The 16,676-nt window shown below is 71.7% G+C and carries 14 protein-coding genes and 2 pseudogenes; 6 read left to right on the top strand and 10 right to left on the bottom strand.

Annotation, left to right across the window (positions count from 1 at the left end):
* The gene (locus tag IE136_RS21575; RefSeq protein WP_158984947.1) at window positions 1–885 is read right to left on the bottom strand and encodes a carbohydrate ABC transporter permease; all 885 of its coding nucleotides are present in this window, start codon (window positions 883–885) and stop codon (window positions 1–3) included.
* 20 nt (window positions 886–905) lie between these two features.
* Entirely contained in the window at window positions 906–2,198 is a 1,293-nt protein-coding gene (locus tag IE136_RS21570; RefSeq protein WP_189601150.1) for an ABC transporter substrate-binding protein, read from the bottom strand.
* 159 nt (window positions 2,199–2,357) lie between these two features.
* Between IE136_RS21570 and IE136_RS21565 the strand changes: the two genes are divergently transcribed.
* Window positions 2,358–3,389: a LacI family DNA-binding transcriptional regulator gene (locus IE136_RS21565; RefSeq protein WP_189601149.1), complete on the top strand. Its 1,032-nt coding sequence runs from the start codon at window positions 2,358–2,360 to the stop codon at window positions 3,387–3,389.
* Between the two features lie 181 nt (window positions 3,390–3,570).
* On the top strand, window positions 3,571–5,997 hold the full coding sequence (locus IE136_RS21560; protein WP_189601148.1) for an endo-beta-N-acetylglucosaminidase: 2,427 nt from the start codon (window positions 3,571–3,573) through the stop codon (window positions 5,995–5,997).
* 26 nt (window positions 5,998–6,023) lie between these two features.
* Here the strand turns inward: IE136_RS21560 and IE136_RS21555 are convergent, their stop codons facing one another.
* Window positions 6,024–6,941, bottom strand: coding sequence for an SMP-30/gluconolactonase/LRE family protein (locus IE136_RS21555; protein WP_189601147.1), 918 nt, complete (start codon window positions 6,939–6,941; stop codon window positions 6,024–6,026).
* Window positions 6,942–7,038: 97 nt separating this feature from the next.
* Between IE136_RS21555 and IE136_RS21550 the strand changes: the two genes are divergently transcribed.
* A complete protein-coding gene (locus IE136_RS21550) occupies window positions 7,039–7,494 on the top strand; it encodes an Lrp/AsnC family transcriptional regulator (protein ID WP_189601217.1) in 456 nt (151 codons plus the stop codon).
* 266 nt (window positions 7,495–7,760) lie between these two features.
* On the opposite strand, the gene IE136_RS21545 is transcribed toward IE136_RS21550, so the two are convergent.
* From IE136_RS21545 to IE136_RS21530, 4 genes are all read right to left on the bottom strand, one after another.
* On the bottom strand, window positions 7,761–9,581 hold the full coding sequence (locus IE136_RS21545) for an NlpC/P60 family protein (protein ID WP_189601146.1): 1,821 nt from the start codon (window positions 9,579–9,581) through the stop codon (window positions 7,761–7,763).
* 31 nt (window positions 9,582–9,612) lie between these two features.
* A complete protein-coding gene (locus IE136_RS21540) occupies window positions 9,613–10,065 on the bottom strand; it encodes an SRPBCC family protein (protein WP_158984937.1) in 453 nt (150 codons plus the stop codon).
* A gap of 95 nt (window positions 10,066–10,160) precedes the next feature.
* Entirely contained in the window at window positions 10,161–10,793 is a 633-nt protein-coding gene (locus tag IE136_RS21535) for a DinB family protein (protein ID WP_158984935.1), read from the bottom strand.
* 57 nt (window positions 10,794–10,850) lie between these two features.
* Complete coding sequence (locus IE136_RS21530) at window positions 10,851–11,387, bottom strand: Lrp/AsnC family transcriptional regulator (RefSeq protein WP_189601145.1); 537 nt, start codon at window positions 11,385–11,387, stop codon at window positions 10,851–10,853.
* Between the two features lie 170 nt (window positions 11,388–11,557).
* Between IE136_RS21530 and IE136_RS21525 the strand changes: the two genes are divergently transcribed.
* Window positions 11,558–11,812, top strand: a complete 255-nt coding sequence (locus IE136_RS21525) for a hypothetical protein (RefSeq protein WP_158984931.1) — start codon at window positions 11,558–11,560, stop codon at window positions 11,810–11,812.
* Window positions 11,809–12,594 carry a metallophosphoesterase family protein gene (locus tag IE136_RS21520; RefSeq protein ID WP_189601144.1) on the top strand — a complete coding sequence of 262 codons (786 nt, stop codon included), beginning with the start codon at window positions 11,809–11,811 and terminating at the stop codon, window positions 12,592–12,594. Before IE136_RS21525 ends, IE136_RS21520 begins: the two co-directional genes overlap by 4 nt.
* Window positions 12,595–12,664: 70 nt before the next feature.
* On the opposite strand, the pseudogene IE136_RS35890 reads toward IE136_RS21520, so the two are convergent.
* The 3 genes and pseudogenes from IE136_RS35890 to IE136_RS21510 all read right to left on the bottom strand — a co-directional run.
* Window positions 12,665–12,984: pseudogene (locus tag IE136_RS35890) on the bottom strand (ABC transporter substrate-binding protein); the annotation flags it as partial.
* A 223-nt stretch (window positions 12,985–13,207) separates the two neighbouring features.
* On the bottom strand, window positions 13,208–14,308 hold the full coding sequence (locus IE136_RS21515; RefSeq protein ID WP_158984927.1) for a carboxylate-amine ligase: 1,101 nt from the start codon (window positions 14,306–14,308) through the stop codon (window positions 13,208–13,210).
* Window positions 14,309–14,396: 88 nt separating this feature from the next.
* Window positions 14,397–15,959, bottom strand: coding sequence for an FAD-dependent oxidoreductase (locus IE136_RS21510; protein WP_189601143.1), 1,563 nt, complete (start codon window positions 15,957–15,959; stop codon window positions 14,397–14,399).
* 412 nt (window positions 15,960–16,371) lie between these two features.
* Here IE136_RS21510 and IE136_RS21505 point away from each other — a divergent pair.
* Window positions 16,372–16,650 (top strand): annotated as a pseudogene (locus IE136_RS21505) (DNA topoisomerase IB); the annotation flags it as partial.
* Between the last annotated feature and the right edge of the window lie 26 nt (window positions 16,651–16,676).

The following is a 16,676-nucleotide window of genomic DNA, read 5'->3' as shown; positions in this document are numbered from 1 at the left end:
TCAGGCCGCCTTCCGGTTGAGCCGGGCGAGCAGCAGCATCGGGCCGACGGTGATCATGAAGAGGAGCAGGCTCAGGGCGGAGGCGTAGCCGATGTGCCCGGTGAAGCCGCGGCTGTACATCTGGATGAGCATCACCACCGACATGTCCCGGCCGCCGGGGCCGCCGGTGCCGTTGGACAGGACGTACAGCTCGGAGAAGACCCGCAGCGCGGAGACGGATATCAGGACCGAGATCAGCATCATCGCGGGCCGGACGCCGGGCAGGGTGACGTGCCAGAACCGGCGGACGGCGGAGGCGCCGTCGACGGCGGCGGCCTCGTGCAGCTCGCGGGCCACGTTCCCGAGCGCGGACAGATAGATGACCATGTAGTAGCCGAGGCCCTTCCACACCGTCAGTCCGATCGCGCTGAACAGCAGCAGCCAGCGGTCGGTGAGGAAGGAGACCGGCTGATCCGCCAGGCCGAGCTGCCCGAGCACTCCGTTGACCAGGCCGCGGTCGTCGAGCACCCAGCCCCAGATCAGCGCGACCACGACGGCGGAGGCGACCACGGGGGTGTAGAACGCGGTGCGGAAGAAGGTGATGCCCGGCAGCTTCTTCTCCACGAGGAGCGCGAGCAGCAGCGGCAACAGGGTGAGCAGGGGCAGGCAGACGAGGAGATAGACGATGCTGTTGACGAGCGCGTCGATCAACTGCTCGTCGCTCAGGGCACGTTCGTAGTTGTCGAGGCCGGTGAAGTGGCCGCCGCCCAGGGGCTTGGCGTTGGTGAACGACAGGATCACCGTGTTGACGGCGGGCCACAGGTTGAAGACGGCGAGCCAGACCACGGCCGGCCCGGCGAGCAGCCACGGCGTGAACCAGCGCCGGTGGGTGAGCCGGTGTGTCATGGGAGCCTTCCGTTCGCGCTTCAGTCCTTCAGCATCTGGTTGCAGCGGGTGACCGCCGTGTCCAGCGCCTCCTTGGAGCTGGTCCGGCCGCTGAGGGCGAGGGCGATCTGCTGGTTGATCACCGTCTTGATCGCGTCGTTGGCCTGGACGGGCTCCAGCATCCTGGCGCCGGCGAGCGAGCTGAAGGCGGTGACCTTGGCGTCGCCCGCGTTGGTGCCGTCGCTCTTGCTGAAGAAGGCGTCCGACGCCGAGGCCTTCGTCGAGGGGAAGATGCTGGTGAGACGGGCGAAGGCGGCCTGGTTCTCGGCGTTCGTGACCCAGCGCGCGAGCGCCAGAGCGGTGGCCCGGTTCTTGGTTCCCCCGGAGACGGAGAGGCCCTGGACGTACAGCGGCGGGGTGCCCATGGCGGGGGAGGACACCACCTGGGGCGCGAGGCTCGGGTTGTCGGCCGCGAGCGAGGTGATGTAGTTGCCGCCGGCGGTCGTCCAGGCGACCGTGCCGGAGGTGAACAGCTTGGCGTTGCCGGCGTACTTCTCGGTCAGCACGTCCTTGGGCAGCAGGCCGTCCTTGAAGGCGCCCCGGTAGGTGTCGAGGAGCGCGGCGGCCTCCGGGGTGTTGAAGGTGAAGGTCTTGCCGTCGTCGGACATGAGCTTCACCCCGGCGTTGGCGAAGTCCATGAGGCCCGGCTTGCGGCTCATCAGGTAGACCGAGCCGTCGGACTTCTCCTTGACGGTCCTGGCCGCCGCGATCAGCTCGTCCAGGGTCGCCGGGGGCTTCTTCGGATCGAGGCCGTAGCGGGTGAGAAGCGTCGCGTTCCAGTAGTTCACGTCGGTGTTGAGGTACCACGGGTAGCCGTACGTACCGTCCTGGCCGGCGAAGCGGTAGGCGGCCGTGCCGCCCTCGACGTAGTCGGAGGCCCGCTTCGGGTCGGCCTTCGCCACGTCGAGGAGCATGTTCTGCTTCACCAGCGGCAGCGCGAAGTCCGGCGGGAGGTTGACCACGTCGGGCAGGGTGCCGCCGGCCGCCTGGCTGAGCACCTTCTCGGAGTAGCCCTCGCCGGGCTGGTCGAGCCACTCCACCTGGACGCCGGGGTGCTTCTTCTCGAAGGCGTCGATCACGCCCTCCATGTACGCGGTGAACTTGGGTTTCAGGGCCCAGGTCTGCAGCGAGACCTTGCCCTTCACCTCGCCCCCGGCGGAAGCGTCGCCGGCGCCCGTGCCGCCGGAGCCGTTCGGGTCGCCGAGGCCGCAGCCGACGAGCGTCGCCGCGGCGACCGCGGCGACGGCCAGCCGTATCCAGTGGCTTGTACGCATGTGAGAGGTCTCCCGGTCTGTTCTGACGGAGGGTGTCCGACGGAGGCTGACAGAGCAACTAAACCGGTCTAGCGATGGGGGACTATGCTCCGGCTAGACTCCGCTGTCAAGGGAGTGCGCGGGCGCGTGCCCGAGAGCGTGAAGAGGAAGGGGCGCCGCGTGGGCAGACCGACGATCGCCGACATCGCCCGACGGGCAGGGGTGTCCAAGGGCGCGGTCTCCTTCGCGCTCAACGGGAGACCCGGGGTCAGCGAGGCGACCCGGGAGCGGATCCTGCGGGTCGCCGAGGAGATGAACTGGCGCCCGCACAGCGCCGCGCGCGCCCTCGGCGGAGCCCGGGCCGGCGCGGTGGGCCTGGTCCTGGCCCGCCCGGCGCGGACCATCGGCCTCGAACCCTTCTTCAGCCAGCTGCTGAGCGGTCTGCAGGCCGGTCTCTCCGTCCGCGGCACCGCGCTCCACCTGCTCGTCGTCGAGGACACGGCGGCCGAGATCGAGGTCTACCGGCGCTGGACCTCCGAGCACCGGGTGGACGGCTTCGTCCTGGTCGATCTCCAGGTGCGCGACCCGCGGATCCCGGTCCTGGAGGAACTCGGCGTGCCCACGACCGTGATCGGCGGGCCCGGTCGTCACGGTCGGCTGCCCAGCGTCTGGGCGGACGACCGCGAGGCGATGGTGTCGATCGTCGACTACCTCGCCGCCCTCGGCCACCGCCGGATCGCCCACCTCGCGGGACTCCCGGCGTTCCAGCACACCCAGCGCCGCATCCGAGCCGTACGGGACAGCGCGAAGCGCCTCGGCCTCACCGATGCCGTCTCGCTGCCGACCGACTTCAGCGACGCCGAGGGCGCCGCCGCCACCCGGGCGCTGCTGGCCCGCCCGCAGCGGCCGACCGCGATCATCTACGACAGCGACGTCATGGCGGTGGCCGGGCTCGGTGTGGCCGCCGAGATGGGCGTCGCGGTCCCCGGCGAACTGTCCGTCGTCTCCTTCGACGACTCCGCGCTCGCCCGGATCGTCCACCCGTCCCTCACCGCGCTCTCCCGCGACACCTTCGCCCTCGGCGAGCAGGTCGCGCGGGAGCTGCTCGCGGTCGTCGACGACCCGGCGGCGGCGCGCGACGTCAAGAACCCCACGCCCCGCCTCACCGTCCGGGAGTCCACCGTCCCACCCGGTCTTGACCCGGGCAACTAAAGCCGTTTAGCCTCCCGGGGCGAGCCGGTCGCCCCCGTCCGCCCTCGCCCGGCCTGCCCGGCCCGGCTCGCGCACGACGGCCGGCGCCGGCACCACACGCGCCGCAGCCCTCCCCGTACCGCCGCACCCGCACCTCCCGTACGCCCAGCACCCCCACCCTTCCGCTGGACCGGAGTATCGGATGAGACGACACCTGCCCGTTCTGCCGATAGCGGCGCTGATCGCCGCGCTGCTCGGCTTCACCCCCCTCGCCCCCTCGGCCCCCGAGGCGCGCGCCGCCGACCGGGCGGCGGGCGACCAGCCATACGCCTCGTACTGGCACCCGAACACCCTGCTGACCTGGGACCCGGCCACCGACCCCGACGCACGGTTCAACCGCTCCCGCGTCCCCCTGCGGCCGCGCGTCTCCGACCCCGCGCTGAAGGCCAACGCCAACGCCCGTGCGGGCGAGGGGAAGATCGCCTCGCTGGTCTCCTTCGGCCCCACCTCGAACAACCCCGCGCAGGGCTCCACCAACCCGAACCACTACGCCTTCGGCCACTGGCAGTACATCGACAAGCTCGTCTTCTGGGGCGGCTCCGCCGGTGAGGGCCTCATCCTCGCCCCCAACGCGACCGTCATCGACGCGGCCCACCGCAACGGCGTGAAGGTCTACGGCACCGTCTTCTTTCCGCCCACCGCCTACGGCGGGCAGATCCAGTGGGTGCGAGACTTCGCCCAGAAGTCCGGGAACAGATACCCGGTCGCCGACAAGCTGGCGCAGGTCGCCCAGTACTACGGCTTCGACGGCTGGTTCATCAACCAGGAGACCGCGGGCGGCGACGCGGCCCTCGCCACCGAGCTGCGCAACGAGATGCGCTACGCCCGGACCCTCGGCCCGGTCGAGTTCATGTGGTACGACGCGATGACCGAGTCCGGCGCGGTGAGCTGGCAGGACGCCCTCACCTCCGCCAACGACTCCTTCCTGCAGGAGGGCGACCGGCGCACCTCCGACTCCATGTTCCTGGACTTCGGCTGGAGCGCCTCGGGCCTCGACTCCTCCCGTACGCTCGCCCGGAGCCTGGGCCGCGGCGAGTACGAGCTGTACTCCGGCATCGACACCGAGGCGAACGGCTACAACACCTCCGTCCCCTGGGGCTCGGTCTTCCCCGCCGGGCAGCCGCACGTCACCTCGCTCGGCATCTACCGGCCCGAGTGGACCTACACCTCCGCCGCGAACCGGGCCGACTTCCACACCCGCGAGGCGCGCTACTGGGACGGCGCCAACAGCGACCCGTCGAACACGACGACCACCTCGGCCTGGAAGGGCCTCGCCCACCACGTCGCCGAGTCCTCCGCCGTCACCGCCAAGCCGTTCGTCACCTCCTTCGGCGCCGGGCAGGGCGACTTCTACCACTCGGCGGGCGTACGGGTCTCGTCGACCGGCTGGAACAACCTCTCGCTCCAGGACGTACCGCCCACCTACCGCTGGCTGGTCAGCTCCGACGGGGCGAAGCTCACGCCGTCGATCGACTTCGCGGACGCGTACGAGGGCGGCTCCTCCCTGCGCCTGACCGGCACCCTCGACGCCGTCAACACCGTCCGGCTCTACCAGACGAAGCTGCCGGTGGCCGCCGACACCAAGCTGTCCGTGGTCGTGAAGACCCCGGCAGCCGGTCCCACCGGCCTGAAGGCGGCCGTCTCCTTCACCGACGCGCCGACCTCCTTCACCGCCCTCGACCTGGGTTCCACCGCCTCCACCGGCTGGGAGCGCAAGACCCTGGACCTCGCCGCCTTCAGCGGCCGGACCATCGCGCAGATCGGCCTCCAGGCCGCCGGCTCCGTGCCGTCCTACGACGTGCGGGTGGGGCAGATCGCCGTCTTCGACGGCGCGGTGGACACGGCGGCCGCGCCGACCGGCGTCACCGTCCTCGGCGTCACCGACGTGAGCCCGACCCGCAAGTCGCTGCGCCTTGCCTGGACGGCGTCCGCCCCCGGACCGGTCCACCACTACGAGGTGTACCGGCGCAACGCCGACGGCACCCGGATCTTCCTCGGCGCCACCCCGAACGACGCCTACTTCGTCCCGCAGCTCGACCGCGTCGGTACGGAGACCACCACGACGCTCGACGTCGAGGCCGTCTCCGCTGAGTACGGCCGCTCCCCGGCCGCCACCACCACGGTCGCCTGGTCCACCGCGACCGAGTCGAACCTCGCCCTGAACCGCCCCGCGACCGCGTCCGGCCAGTGCAACGCCTCCGAGACCCCGGCCAAGGCGGTCAACGGCTCCGTCTCCGGCGGCAACGGCGACAAGTGGTGCACCACCACCTCCGCCAAGTGGCTGGAGGTCGACCTCGGCGCGGCCCGCTCCTTGAGCCGCTTCACGGTGCGGCACGCGGCCGCGGGCGGCGAGAGCGCGTCCTGGAACACCCGCGACTTCACCGTGAAGGTCCGCGGCTCCACCGCCGACCCCTGGACCACGGCCGTGACGGTCTCGGGCAACACGGCGGCCACCACGACGCACCCGGTGACCGCCACCGCACGCCACGTACGCCTGGAGATCACCGCCCCCACGCAGACCACCGATCCGGCCGCCCGGATCTACGAGTTCGAGGCCTGGGGGTCCTGACGCGACACCCTCCACCCTCTCCCGGGTCACCGCACCCGGGGGAGCCCCGTCACGCTCATCACCAGGGAGTAGAGCGAGGTCGTGGCCGTGATGAACAGGCGGTTGTTCTTGGGTCCGCCGAAGGCGATGTTGGAGACGGGTTCGGGCACGAGCAGCCGGCCGATCAGCGTGCCGTCCGGGTCGTAGCAGTGCACGCCGTCGTGGAGCGCGGCCGCCCACAGCCGCCCGTCGTCGTCGAAGCGGATGTTGTCGAAGCCGCCGTCGGCGCGCTCGGCGAAGACCTTGCCGTCGGAGAGGGTGCCGTCCTCGCGCACGTCGAAGACGCGGATGTGACGTGCGCGGCTGTCGGCGACGTACAACTGCCGCTCGTCGGGGGAGAAGACGATGCCGTTCGGGCCGCCGAAGCCGTCGGCGACCCGGCGGACCTCCGCCGTCACCGGGTCGATCCGGTAGACGTCGCAGCCGCCGAGCTCGCTCTCGGCGCGGTGGCCCTCGTAGTCGCTGGTGATGCCGAAGTCCGGGTCGGTGAACCAGACCGAGCCGTCGGAGCGTACGACGGCGTCGTTCGGGCTGTTGAGCCGCTTGCCCTCGAAGCGGTCGGCCAGGACGGTGACGCGGCCGTCGTGCTCGGTGCGGGTGACCCGGCGGTTGCCCTGTTCACAGCTGACCAGCCGGCCCTCACGGTCGAGCGTGTTGCCGTTGACGTGCCCGGCGGGGGAGCGGAAGACACCGATCGCGCCGGTCGTCTCGTCCCAGCGCAGCAGCCGGTCGTTGGGGATGTCGCTCCAGATCAGCTGCCGCCAGGCGGGCAGGTAGAGCGGGCCTTCGGCCCAGCGGCAGTCGGAGTGGAGCCGCTCCAGACGGACGTCGCCGTTGGCACACCGCCCGGTGCGGAAACGCTCGTCCAGAATCTCGTACCGGTCATCGACGATCTCGCCGGGCATGAGCCACCCCTGTCCCTTGCTGTCTGAATGACATTCGGAATGATCTGAGTATGACAGGACGGTATATGGTTTCGGTATGGGAATGGTGGAGGGGATTGTGGACGACGTCGACCGAGTGCTGATCGCGGAGCTCCAGCGCGACGCCACCCAGGCGTACGCGGCGCTGGGCAGGGCGGTCGGCCTGTCGGCGGGCGCGGCGCACGAGCGGGTGAGGAAGCTGCGCGAGCGCGGTGTCATCCGCCGCACGACCGTGGACGTCGATCCGGTCGCACTCGGACGGGGGGTGCTCGCCTACGTCATGGTCGACTCCTCGGCCTGGATGGGGGATTCGGCCGCGGCCTTCGCCGCCCTTCCCGAGATCCAGGAGGCGCACGTCATTGCGGGCAGCGCCTCGGTCCTCGTGAAGGTGCGCACCGCCACCACGGAGGGGCTCCAGGACGTGCTGCGGCGGCTGTACGCGATCGACGGGGTCAGCGGGACCCAGGCGACGGTGGTGCTGGAGACCTTCTTCGAGAGACCGGTCTCGGCGGACGGACCCTCCGTACCCTCTTGACTCAGGGCGAATAAGGAGAAAAATCCTAAATACACCAGAAAACCAGAGCGAGCCGCACCCGTCGGTGAAGACGTTCGCCGACTCGCGTGACCCACTCGCTGGCTCTGGCCAGGCCCCCGGCGCATCCGCCCGGACTCCGCGTTCTCAGCGACGGCTGGGAACCCCGAGGACGGAGACGGAGTGCCGGGGACTGCATGTCCGGGACCGTTGCGGTCCAGGGGCGTGATGCGGCCGCCCGTCCCGTGCGGCCGGGCGGCCGAGTCCCGTCAGATGCGGTGGACGGTGTGGAGGTTCTTCGCGTACGTCCCCGTGCCGTCCAACGTCGAGGCGCCCGCCAGGTCCGCCATCGTGGGGCCGTCGCACGTCTTGCGGCTGGAGAGGAACCGGCGCGCACCCCGGGAGTCCACGCCGAGGTAGATCCCGACGTGGTCGACGACGAGGAACCGCTCGTCCTGGGGGGTCACCGGGTCGTCCGGCGTGTCGTCGGTGAGGTCCGCGTTGAAGAGCACGAGGTCACCGGGCTGGAGCAGCGGCGCGGCGGGCGGCGCGAACGTCGCCGGGGGAAGCGTGGCCTGGGCGACCCGTACGCCGGGGGAGTGATCGACCATCTGCCGGGAGGTGCGCGGCAGGCGGGTGCCGGAGGAGTCGTCGTAGGCCGCCATCGGCACGCCCATGTGGAAGCCGTAGACCATCCGAACGTAGCCCGAGCAGTCGAGGTTGCCGGCCGGCGCCTCGGCCGCGACGGTCTTGGTGGGGAAGGTCCACGCGAGACCCATGTAGTCGTGGAAGTCGGAACCCTCCTTCAGGTAGCCCTGCGCGTCGGGGTTCCCGTACCCGGCCTTGCCCAGCACGCGCTTGCCCGCCGCCGGGCCCGCCCCACTCAGCACGTCGGACGCTCCGGGCAGGAACATCGCCGCGTACGCGAGGACGTCCGGCTCCGTCGAGCCCGCCCAGGATCGGATCCGCTGCTCGAGCTCGGGCGTCCAGCTCCCGTCGAACGGCTCGGGCAGGACCCGCACCCAGTCTCCATGGGTCACGGTCGGCGGCTGCGCCCAGGTGGCGGCGCCCACCGAGAAGTTGTCCACCAGGAGCCGGACCGGCAGGTTGGCCGTACCGGTCGACGCGATGGCGCGGACGCCGACACGCCCCTTGACGAAGGCGGGCTCGGTGTCGGTGGCCTCGGCCGTCCACGGGGCCGGCTCCGCGGCGTCCGCGCGCCAGGCCTTGGCCTGCATGCGGCTTCCTTCCCGGCGTACACGGATCGTCCAGGCGCTGCCGGCCGGGGCCGCGGTGGTGAGCGTGACGGACGGGACCAGCGCGGTGACGGCGTTGGCCTTTTCCTTCTCGAGGCGCAGCTCGACGGCGCCCTGAGGGGTGAAGTGGAGCCGGGCCCGGTAGCTGTTGTCGCTGTCCTGGTATCCGAAGGAGAGCGCGAAGGAGTACGCCGCGCCCGCGGGCGCCTTGTCGAAACGGGCCGTCGTACGGACGTCGACGTTCGTGATCTCGTCGTCCCGAACGGTGACATGACGGCTGACGTTCGAGCTGGTCAGGCTGATGATGCCGGTACCGGTGCCCTCGGCGGTCACTTCGTAGTCCGTGGCGGCGCCGTTGACCTCGCTCCACGAGCCACCGCCGCGCGACGAACCCCAGCCCCACTCCCACTGCTCCGGGTCGGGCAGGAGGCGGTTCGGGAGGGTGCGTACGAAGTCGTCGTGGAAGAGCCGCTTGTTCTCGCGAAAGGTGCGTGTCGGGCCAGGCATCAGGACCGTACGGGCGCCCTTCGTCAGCAGCGCGACGCGGCTGCCGGCACTGGTCACCTCGGTCCGTTCCGGGGTCCCCGGCAGGACGCCGACGGTCAGTGCGCCCAGCGACACCCGGCTGAAGAACGACCCGTCGAGCGGGGCCGTCGTCACGGAGGAGACCGTCCCGGGCGTGCCCGGGACGGGCGGGAACTGCGGCACCGGCACGGCGACGTCCGCGGCCGCGACGGCGGCCCGGGCGGGCGTACCGCTGAGCCCGCCGAGCGGGAGGGCGGCGGCGGACGCCGCGATGGCGGCGAGCAGACCGCGTCGAGAGGTGATCGTCATGGCACACATGATCCACGCGACCACCAGCGGGTCAGATGGTGGACCCCCCTTCCAGGATTCCCTTGAGGGTCCGTTCGTTCCTCGGCATCTCCTTCTTCACGAACGGGCGGACGACGAAGGGGACGAGCATCTTGCCGATGCCATGGCCCTCGAAGTCGACGGAGAGCGTCAGACGTGAGCGCTCGCCGTCGCCGAGCGGCTCGATCGTGCCGTGGACGTCACCGCGCACGGGACCGTCGATGCCGTGCATGTGCCAACTCCTCGGCGGATCCATGTCGATGACCTGCATCGTCGAGGAGATCTCCCGCCGCCCCATCCGCCGCGTGACGGCGACCTTCGATCCGACGGTCATGGGTGCGTCGCTCAACGGACGGACCGAGACGGCGCTCTCCTGCCATTCCGGCAGATGGGTGGGGTCGGTCACGTAGGTGAAGACCTCTGAGGGGCTGCGCGAGATGTCGATGGTTTCTTTGATGGCGGACATGGCGCCTTCTCGATCTGTCTCAGACACGGCTTATGTCGCTTCGTACAATGATCCCACGGTGTGCCGGGCGGCGCGAGGGTTCGACGCCCCGCGCGTCACGAGGGCCGGTGGGAAGCCCGGTACCGGTAGAGGTCGCGGAGCAGGGCGATCTCCGCCCCGTGGTGCAGCAGTTCCTGGTTGACCCACCAGACGGTGTCGAGGAACGGGTCCTCCGGATCGCTGCCGTGCGGGTACGTGCTGTGGCCCACGGTGTCGAGCGCCGCGTCGTCCGCGGTCAGCAGAGCCTCGCGCCAGGCTCCGGCACCCGTGTCGAAGGCTTTGATCGCCGAGGCGGCGTCCCCGCTGACGGCGTAGTCGTCACGGGTGAGGGCGTGACTGCCGTTCGTGTGGTCCGCGCGGAGCGCGAGCAGCTCGCCGAGGTGGCTCAGCCTCCAGGCGATGGTCGTGAACGGCGGTGGAACCGGGTGCGGCGCGGGAGCGGCGTCGCGCCCCCACTCGCCGGTGCCCGTCAGGAGGGTCGCCCGCGGGCCCGGCCCGTCCGTGCGGCGGCGTACCGACCAGCAGCCGGGAACGGGCTCCCAGAGATACTCCTCGTCGGTCATCGGCACCACGCCGACGTCCGTGCCGTTGCCGCTGTCCACGAACGGCCCCGCCATCCGGTGCGTCAGCCGCTCCCGGGCGAAGTCGAACTGCTCCAAGAGTGGGGCCAGGCGGGGCGGTACGGCCATCGAATACTCCAGGTCGGCGGGCGGATCAGCCGTACTCTGACACACACTCACCCACCGTCACGCGCGGTTTCCCGCCCGTGACGCGTCTCGGGGGAAGCGTCGCCGGGCGGGATCAAGCGCCCGGGACGAGGCGCGGCCCACCGACTCCACAAGGGGCAGCAGCCGGTGCGCGACCCTCTCGCGCAGGGCCATCTCCGTACGGGTGCGGACCACGCCCGGTAGCTGGATCAAGCGTTGGATGACGTCCTCCAGATGACCGTTGTCGCGGGCCACCACCCGCGTCAGCAGATCCCCGCCGCCGGTGATCGAGAACGCCTCGACGATCTCCGGCACTGCCGCGAGCGCGTCGCCGACCTCGTCGAGATGCCCCTGTGTGACCTCGATGTGCACGAACGCGAGCACCGGATGCCCGAGCGCGGCGGGGGAGAGGACCGGACCGGTGGCGGTGATCACCCCGTCCCGCTCCAGCCGGTCGATACGGGCCTGCACGGTGCCGCGGGCCACCCCCAGGATCCGCGCGTACTCGCGCACGCTGGTGCGCGGCTGCTCGATCAGCAGCCGCAGGATGCGGGTGTCGAGCTCGTCCACCGCCATGAGGCCCTCCGTCTCCCTCCGGCCGCACGCGTGCCGCACCGCGTGTCCCGCCGGATGTGACTCGACAGTACCCATGTCACATCGTGCGGTGAATGAGCCGGGCTCGCAGGGGTAGTCGTTGCAGAGCCCGAGCCCGTGGTGGATCGACGTCCGACCGGAAGGACGGCCCCATGAACACACCCGAGCCGACCGAATACCGCATCGAGCACTTCAGAGACCGGCTCGCGGGTGGCGAACTGGCCGAACTCGGCCTGCTCGTGGAGCTGCGCGGGGCCTCCGTACTGATCCGGGGGAGCGTCCCGAGCGCCGCCTACCGGGACCGGGTGCTCGATCTCGCGCGCACCGAACTCGCGGGGCTCGCCATCCACGCCGACGTCGTCGTGGCGGGCCACGCACAACCCGACCGGGCGGAGGACCTGCCATGATCCGAGTCGCGGCCGTCGGCGACATCCATCTCGGCGAGGACAGCCGGGGAGTACTGAGGCCGGCCTTCGACACGCTCGGCGAGTCAGCCGACGTCCTCCTCCTGGCGGGTGATCTCACCCGCCACGGCACCGTCGCGGAGGCCCGCGTGGTGGCGGAGGAGGTCGAGGGGCTGCCCGTTCCCGTCGTCGCCGTCCTCGGCAACCACGACTACCACGACGACGCCCAGCACGCCATCACGGAGGTCCTCGGTGACGCCGGGGTGGAGGTCCTGGAAGGCAGCTCTGTCGTCATCCCCGTACAGGGCACCCGGCTCGGCATCGCCGGGACCAAGGGATTCGGCGGAGGATTCCCGGGGCGCAGCGCCGGTGAGTTCGGCGAACCCGTGATGAAGGCGTTCGTCCGGCACAGCCGGGACTGCGCGCAGGGCCTGGAGCGCGCGCTGCGGGAGCTCGCCGACAGGGAGTGCACGACCCGGATCGCGCTGACCCACTTCTCGCCGGTCCCGGACACGCTGGCCGGGGAGCCGCTGGAGATCTTCCCCTTCCTGGGGAGCTACCTGCTGGCCGAGGCGATGGACGAGGCCGGCGCGGACCTGGCGGTGCACGGCCACGCCCACCTCGGCGCCGAGCACGGCGTGACCCCTGGCGGCGTCCGCGTCCGAAACGTCGCCCAGCCCGTCATCGGCAAGGCCTTCGCCATCTACCACCTGCACCCGTCGGCCCAGAAGCCGGCAACGGCCACACAGCCCTCGCCGACCGGCTCCGAGCGCGTGCGGACGTAGGGGGCCCTGCGCCTGCTGGGGGGACCCGGGGGCGGCTGTGCGAAGGAGGCAGCCGGACCTCTGCGTCCTCTCATCCGGTGAGGAGGATTCGGAAGTGATCGGGTTCCGCCGGTCCCGGTCGACGACCTGGATCGGAGACCAAGCCCATTGCCACACGCTGTTTCCCGGCGGGCGGGAGAACCGGATCGTGGCCGCGGGTACCTCGACCGCCGTGCGCGGCCATGACTCGGCGACGGCCGCCCGGTTCGTGCCGTGGGAACGCAGCACCTCGGCGAGGACGGTGACGGTGTCCCAGCCCTCGAAGGCGACGAAGGAGGGCGCTTCGCCCCGCCGCTCGCGGAGCTCCCCGCCGACGCGCTCGCCGAGCGGGCCGAGGCGCTCGGGCAGGTAGGAAGTAGTACGACTCCGGGTACTGCATGAAGTCGATGGAGACGACGCACACGTCGGCGGCCACCCTGTCCAGGAGCGCCGCGCCTGTCCAGGAGCGCCGCGCCGGCGTGGGAATCGGGCGCCTGGTCGTCTCGTGGGCGCGGCGCGGATGGGAGAGCCGCAGCGCCGGCGTCCGTCGTCGCGCGAGAGCCGGGTAGATGCCGAGGATCCACGCCGCGGTCTGTCAGGCGGCGGCGGTGATGGCGGCGAGCGCGTCCACCACGTCACTCAGCCTGCCGTGACGTTCGTGGATCGCGCGTTGCCGGACGGCGCCGTTGCCGCCCCGCCGCACGGTCCGCCACAGCCCGTCCACCAACGCCGCGTCGCCCGCCGTCTCGAGGCCGGGAGCGGCCCTGTGGAGCAGCCGCTCCACCAGGTCGCGGGCCGGGCGCGGCTCTCCGCTCTCCGGGTCGAGGCCCTCGCCCGACATGCCGAGCGACGCGGCGTGTGCGTGTGCCGCGAGCAGACGCCCCAGGGGCACGTCGGGCGGCGGGACGTCCGCGTCCACGTCGTCGAGCAACGTCACCGCGAGTCCGCGGACGAGGGCGGCGAGCAGGACGACCATGTCGAGGTCGGCGTTGACGTCGGCGATCCGGATCTCCAGCGTCGGTACGTGCTCGGAGGGCCGGGCGTGCCAGTAGATCATCTTGCGGTCGAGCAGCGTGCCGCCGCCCACCAGGTCCGTGACGAGGGCCAGATACCGCTTCTCGTCGAGCACCGGGGCGGGCCCGGCGGTCGGCCACCGGCCGAACTCGACGGAACGCCGACTGGCGAAGCCGGAGTCCCGGCCGCGGGAGAAGGGCGAATTCCCGGCGAGCGACTGCAGTACGGGCAGCCAGGGCCGCATGTGGTTCGCCAGTTTCAGGGCACGTGCGCGGTCGAGCGTCCCGACGTGGACGTGACAGCCGCAGACGAGCCCGTCGTACCGGTTGAAGGAGGTGGCGTACGCGCGGGCCATGTGGCGGTACCGGGCCGTGGCGGTCACCGTCAACGGCTCCTCCCGGGGAACCACCGGGGTGCCGGAGGCGACCAGAAGACAGTCGGCCGCGGCGGCGGCCGCGCCCACGGTGCCGCGCAGCCGGGCGAGTTCGCCGCGCAGGTCCCGGCAGGAGACGGTGGGTTGCGTGCAGACCTCGACCTGGGCGTTGAAGAACTCCGCCTGCACCTGGCCTCCGAGCTCGGCCGCGGCCGAACCGATCACCGTGGGCGCCCGGTCGACCGGCGCCCTGCTGACCGGATCGACCAGCATGAACTCCTCCTCCACCCCCATCGTCAGGATCTCCATCTCGCACTCGTCCCTCTCCTGTGCCTACCTGGGCCTTCTCGGCGGGCCCCGTCTCCACGCAGTCCATGGAGGCACGGGCGTCCACGGCCTAACGCCCGAGGTCGTCGGGGTCGTACGCCTCCAAGGGGTGCAGCGCCGGCCCCTGCAGGACCTCGCCGTCGATGTCGAACCGCGAACCGTGACAGGGGCACTCCCACGTCCGTTCCGCCGGGTTGAACGCGACGAGGCAGCCGAGGTGCGTACAGACCGCGGACAGTGGGTGGAGTCGCCCCGACTCGTCGCGGTGGACGGCGCATGCCCGGCCACCGACCCGCACCACCGCGCCCTCCCCGGGCCCGATGTCCTCCACCGCGTCCGCCGGGCCCCGCCCGAGGGCGGTGTCCAGGCGGTCCTTCACGAAGTGCTTGCCGACGTCCCACTGCGCCTTGGCGACGGAGGGCGCCGTGCGGAGCACGGATCCCGGGCGGCGGGGGTCGTACAGCCGGGCCCACTCCGGCGGAGCCTGACCGGTGATGAGCCCGCTCAGCAGCCGGCCCGCGAGGACTCCGCCCGCCATGCCCCAGCCGGCGAAGCCCGTCGCCACGAAGACGCGGGGGTCGTCGCCGTGGTGGAGCGGGCCGATGAGAGGGACGGTGTCGGTGGCGGCGTTGTCCTGGGCGGCCCATCGATGGGTCGGGGTCACACCCGGGAACCGCTCGCGCATCCACGCGGTGAGCCGCTGATAGCGGCCCTCGGTGTCGCTCTCCGTGCCGGGCGTGAAGACCTCACCGGTGACGATCAGCAGCCTGCCGTCGCCGTACGGGGCCGTGCGCACCGAGCGCTTGCCCCCCTCCCGGGTGATGTACATGCCCTGCGGATCCCGGTCGGCGGGCAGTGGACCGGCCACCACCAGGTCGCGGTGCTGGGTGAGGCGGGCGGCCAACAGGCCGCGGTCGAAGACGGGGTGGTGAGTGGCGACGACGACGGCCCGGGCCGTGACGGTGGCGCCCGAAGCCGTGGTCAGGCGGCAGGGCTCGCCCTCGTCGAGCCCGGTCACCCGGGTCTGCTCGTGGATACGACCGCCGCGAACCACCAGGTCGGCGGCGAGCGCGCGCAGGTACTTCCGCGGATGGAACTGTGCCTGGTCCTCGACGCGGACCGCTCCGGCGACCGGGTACGGCAGGTCCGTCTCGGTGACGAAGGAGGCGTCGAGACCGGCTTCCTTCGCGGCCTCCGCCTCGGCGCGCAGCGCGTCGGTTCCCTCCGGGTCCTCGCAGTAGGTGAGGGCGGGCCGATGCTCCAGCTCGCAGTCGACACCCAGTTCGGCGGCAACCTCGCCCACGTGCCGAACCGCCGCCATCTGGGACTGGGCGTAGACGCGTGCGGCGTCGGGGCCGTGCGAGGAGCGGAGGCCGTCGTAGACGGTGGTGTGCAGGGCGCTCAGCTTTCCGGTGGTGTGGCCGGTGACCCCGCCGGCCACCCGGTCGGCCTCCAGGAGGACCACCGTCCGGCCGGCCCGGGAGAGCTCCCAGGCGACGCTGAGTCCGGCGATGCCCGCGCCGATCACGGCGACGTCGGCATCCGCCTCGTCGCCGTCGAGGAGTGGGGGGTACGCGGGGATCGCCGCCGTGCGCATCCAGTGGGAGCCGCTGGTGTCAGGGATCCGATTCATGCGGGGCAGATGCCCGGAAAACGAACGGGGATGCGTGGGCGCCCCACGCATCCCCGCCCGGGCGCACGCCTGGGCCCACCGGCTGGGATCGCCCGGCGTACCGGGGTTCGCACCGGGGCCGCGAGGCGGGACCGCGCCCGGGCGGACAGGGTTCGCCCGGCCCCGGCGGGACCGCCCGAGCCGAAGGCATGGGCACCCGGCTCACCCGGCCGGACCCGCCGTCCCGGTCAGGTCCGCGCCCGGCCCACCCGGCGGGAGGGTCCGGTCGCCAGGCATGCCCCCGGGAGCATCCGGTACCTGGCATGCACCCCCGAGGCCACCCGGGTCACCAGGCACGGCCCGCAGGCCCGCCGGGGCCGCACCAGGTATGAGCGGCACACCTCAGGGCACCAGTCGAGCGAAGCGGCGGTCAGCCGCCGTCGCGCTCGCCGTCACCACGGGCGAGGTGCACAAGGAGCGGTCCGGCACCCGACGCGCCGAGGCGCGAACGGTGAAGGAGGTCAGCCGGTACCTGGGGAAAACCCCGGCGGTGTGCCGTGCCTCGTACATCGATCCCCGCGTCTTCGAACTCTTCGAGGAGGGCGTCACCGTGGCCCCCGCCCTCGACCGGCTCGGGGAACACGGCACCTTCGGCCGTCCGGCGACGCAGGGCGCGGTGGAGCGAGCGGTCCTCGACCTGCTGTCCTCCTGAAACACCGGGGGGCGAACGGGCTGGCG

Source organism: Streptomyces lateritius (assembly GCF_014649715.1).
GTDB lineage: Bacteria > Actinomycetota > Actinomycetes > Streptomycetales > Streptomycetaceae > Streptomyces > Streptomyces lateritius.
This window is presented reverse-complemented; position numbering and strand designations above follow the sequence as displayed.

Coding starts and splice junctions, on each gene's coding strand:
- IE136_RS21575 (WP_158984947.1), bottom strand. CDS start 885: ATGACACACCGGCTCACCCACCGGCGCTGGTTCACGCCGTGGCTGCTC.
- IE136_RS21570 (WP_189601150.1), bottom strand. CDS start 2,198: ATGCGTACAAGCCACTGGATACGGCTGGCCGTCGCCGCGGTCGCCGCG.
- IE136_RS21560 (WP_189601148.1), top strand. CDS start 3,571: ATGAGACGACACCTGCCCGTTCTGCCGATAGCGGCGCTGATCGCCGCG.
- IE136_RS21555 (WP_189601147.1), bottom strand. CDS start 6,941: ATGCCCGGCGAGATCGTCGATGACCGGTACGAGATTCTGGACGAGCGT.
- IE136_RS21545 (WP_189601146.1), bottom strand. CDS start 9,581: ATGACGATCACCTCTCGACGCGGTCTGCTCGCCGCCATCGCGGCGTCC.
- IE136_RS21540 (WP_158984937.1), bottom strand. CDS start 10,065: ATGTCCGCCATCAAAGAAACCATCGACATCTCGCGCAGCCCCTCAGAG.
- IE136_RS21535 (WP_158984935.1), bottom strand. CDS start 10,793: ATGGCCGTACCGCCCCGCCTGGCCCCACTCTTGGAGCAGTTCGACTTC.
- IE136_RS21530 (WP_189601145.1), bottom strand. CDS start 11,387: ATGGCGGTGGACGAGCTCGACACCCGCATCCTGCGGCTGCTGATCGAG.
- IE136_RS21525 (WP_158984931.1), top strand. CDS start 11,558: ATGAACACACCCGAGCCGACCGAATACCGCATCGAGCACTTCAGAGAC.
- IE136_RS21520 (WP_189601144.1), top strand. CDS start 11,809: ATGATCCGAGTCGCGGCCGTCGGCGACATCCATCTCGGCGAGGACAGC.
- IE136_RS21515 (WP_158984927.1), bottom strand. CDS start 14,308: ATGGAGATCCTGACGATGGGGGTGGAGGAGGAGTTCATGCTGGTCGAT.
- IE136_RS21510 (WP_189601143.1), bottom strand. CDS start 15,959: ATGAATCGGATCCCTGACACCAGCGGCTCCCACTGGATGCGCACGGCG.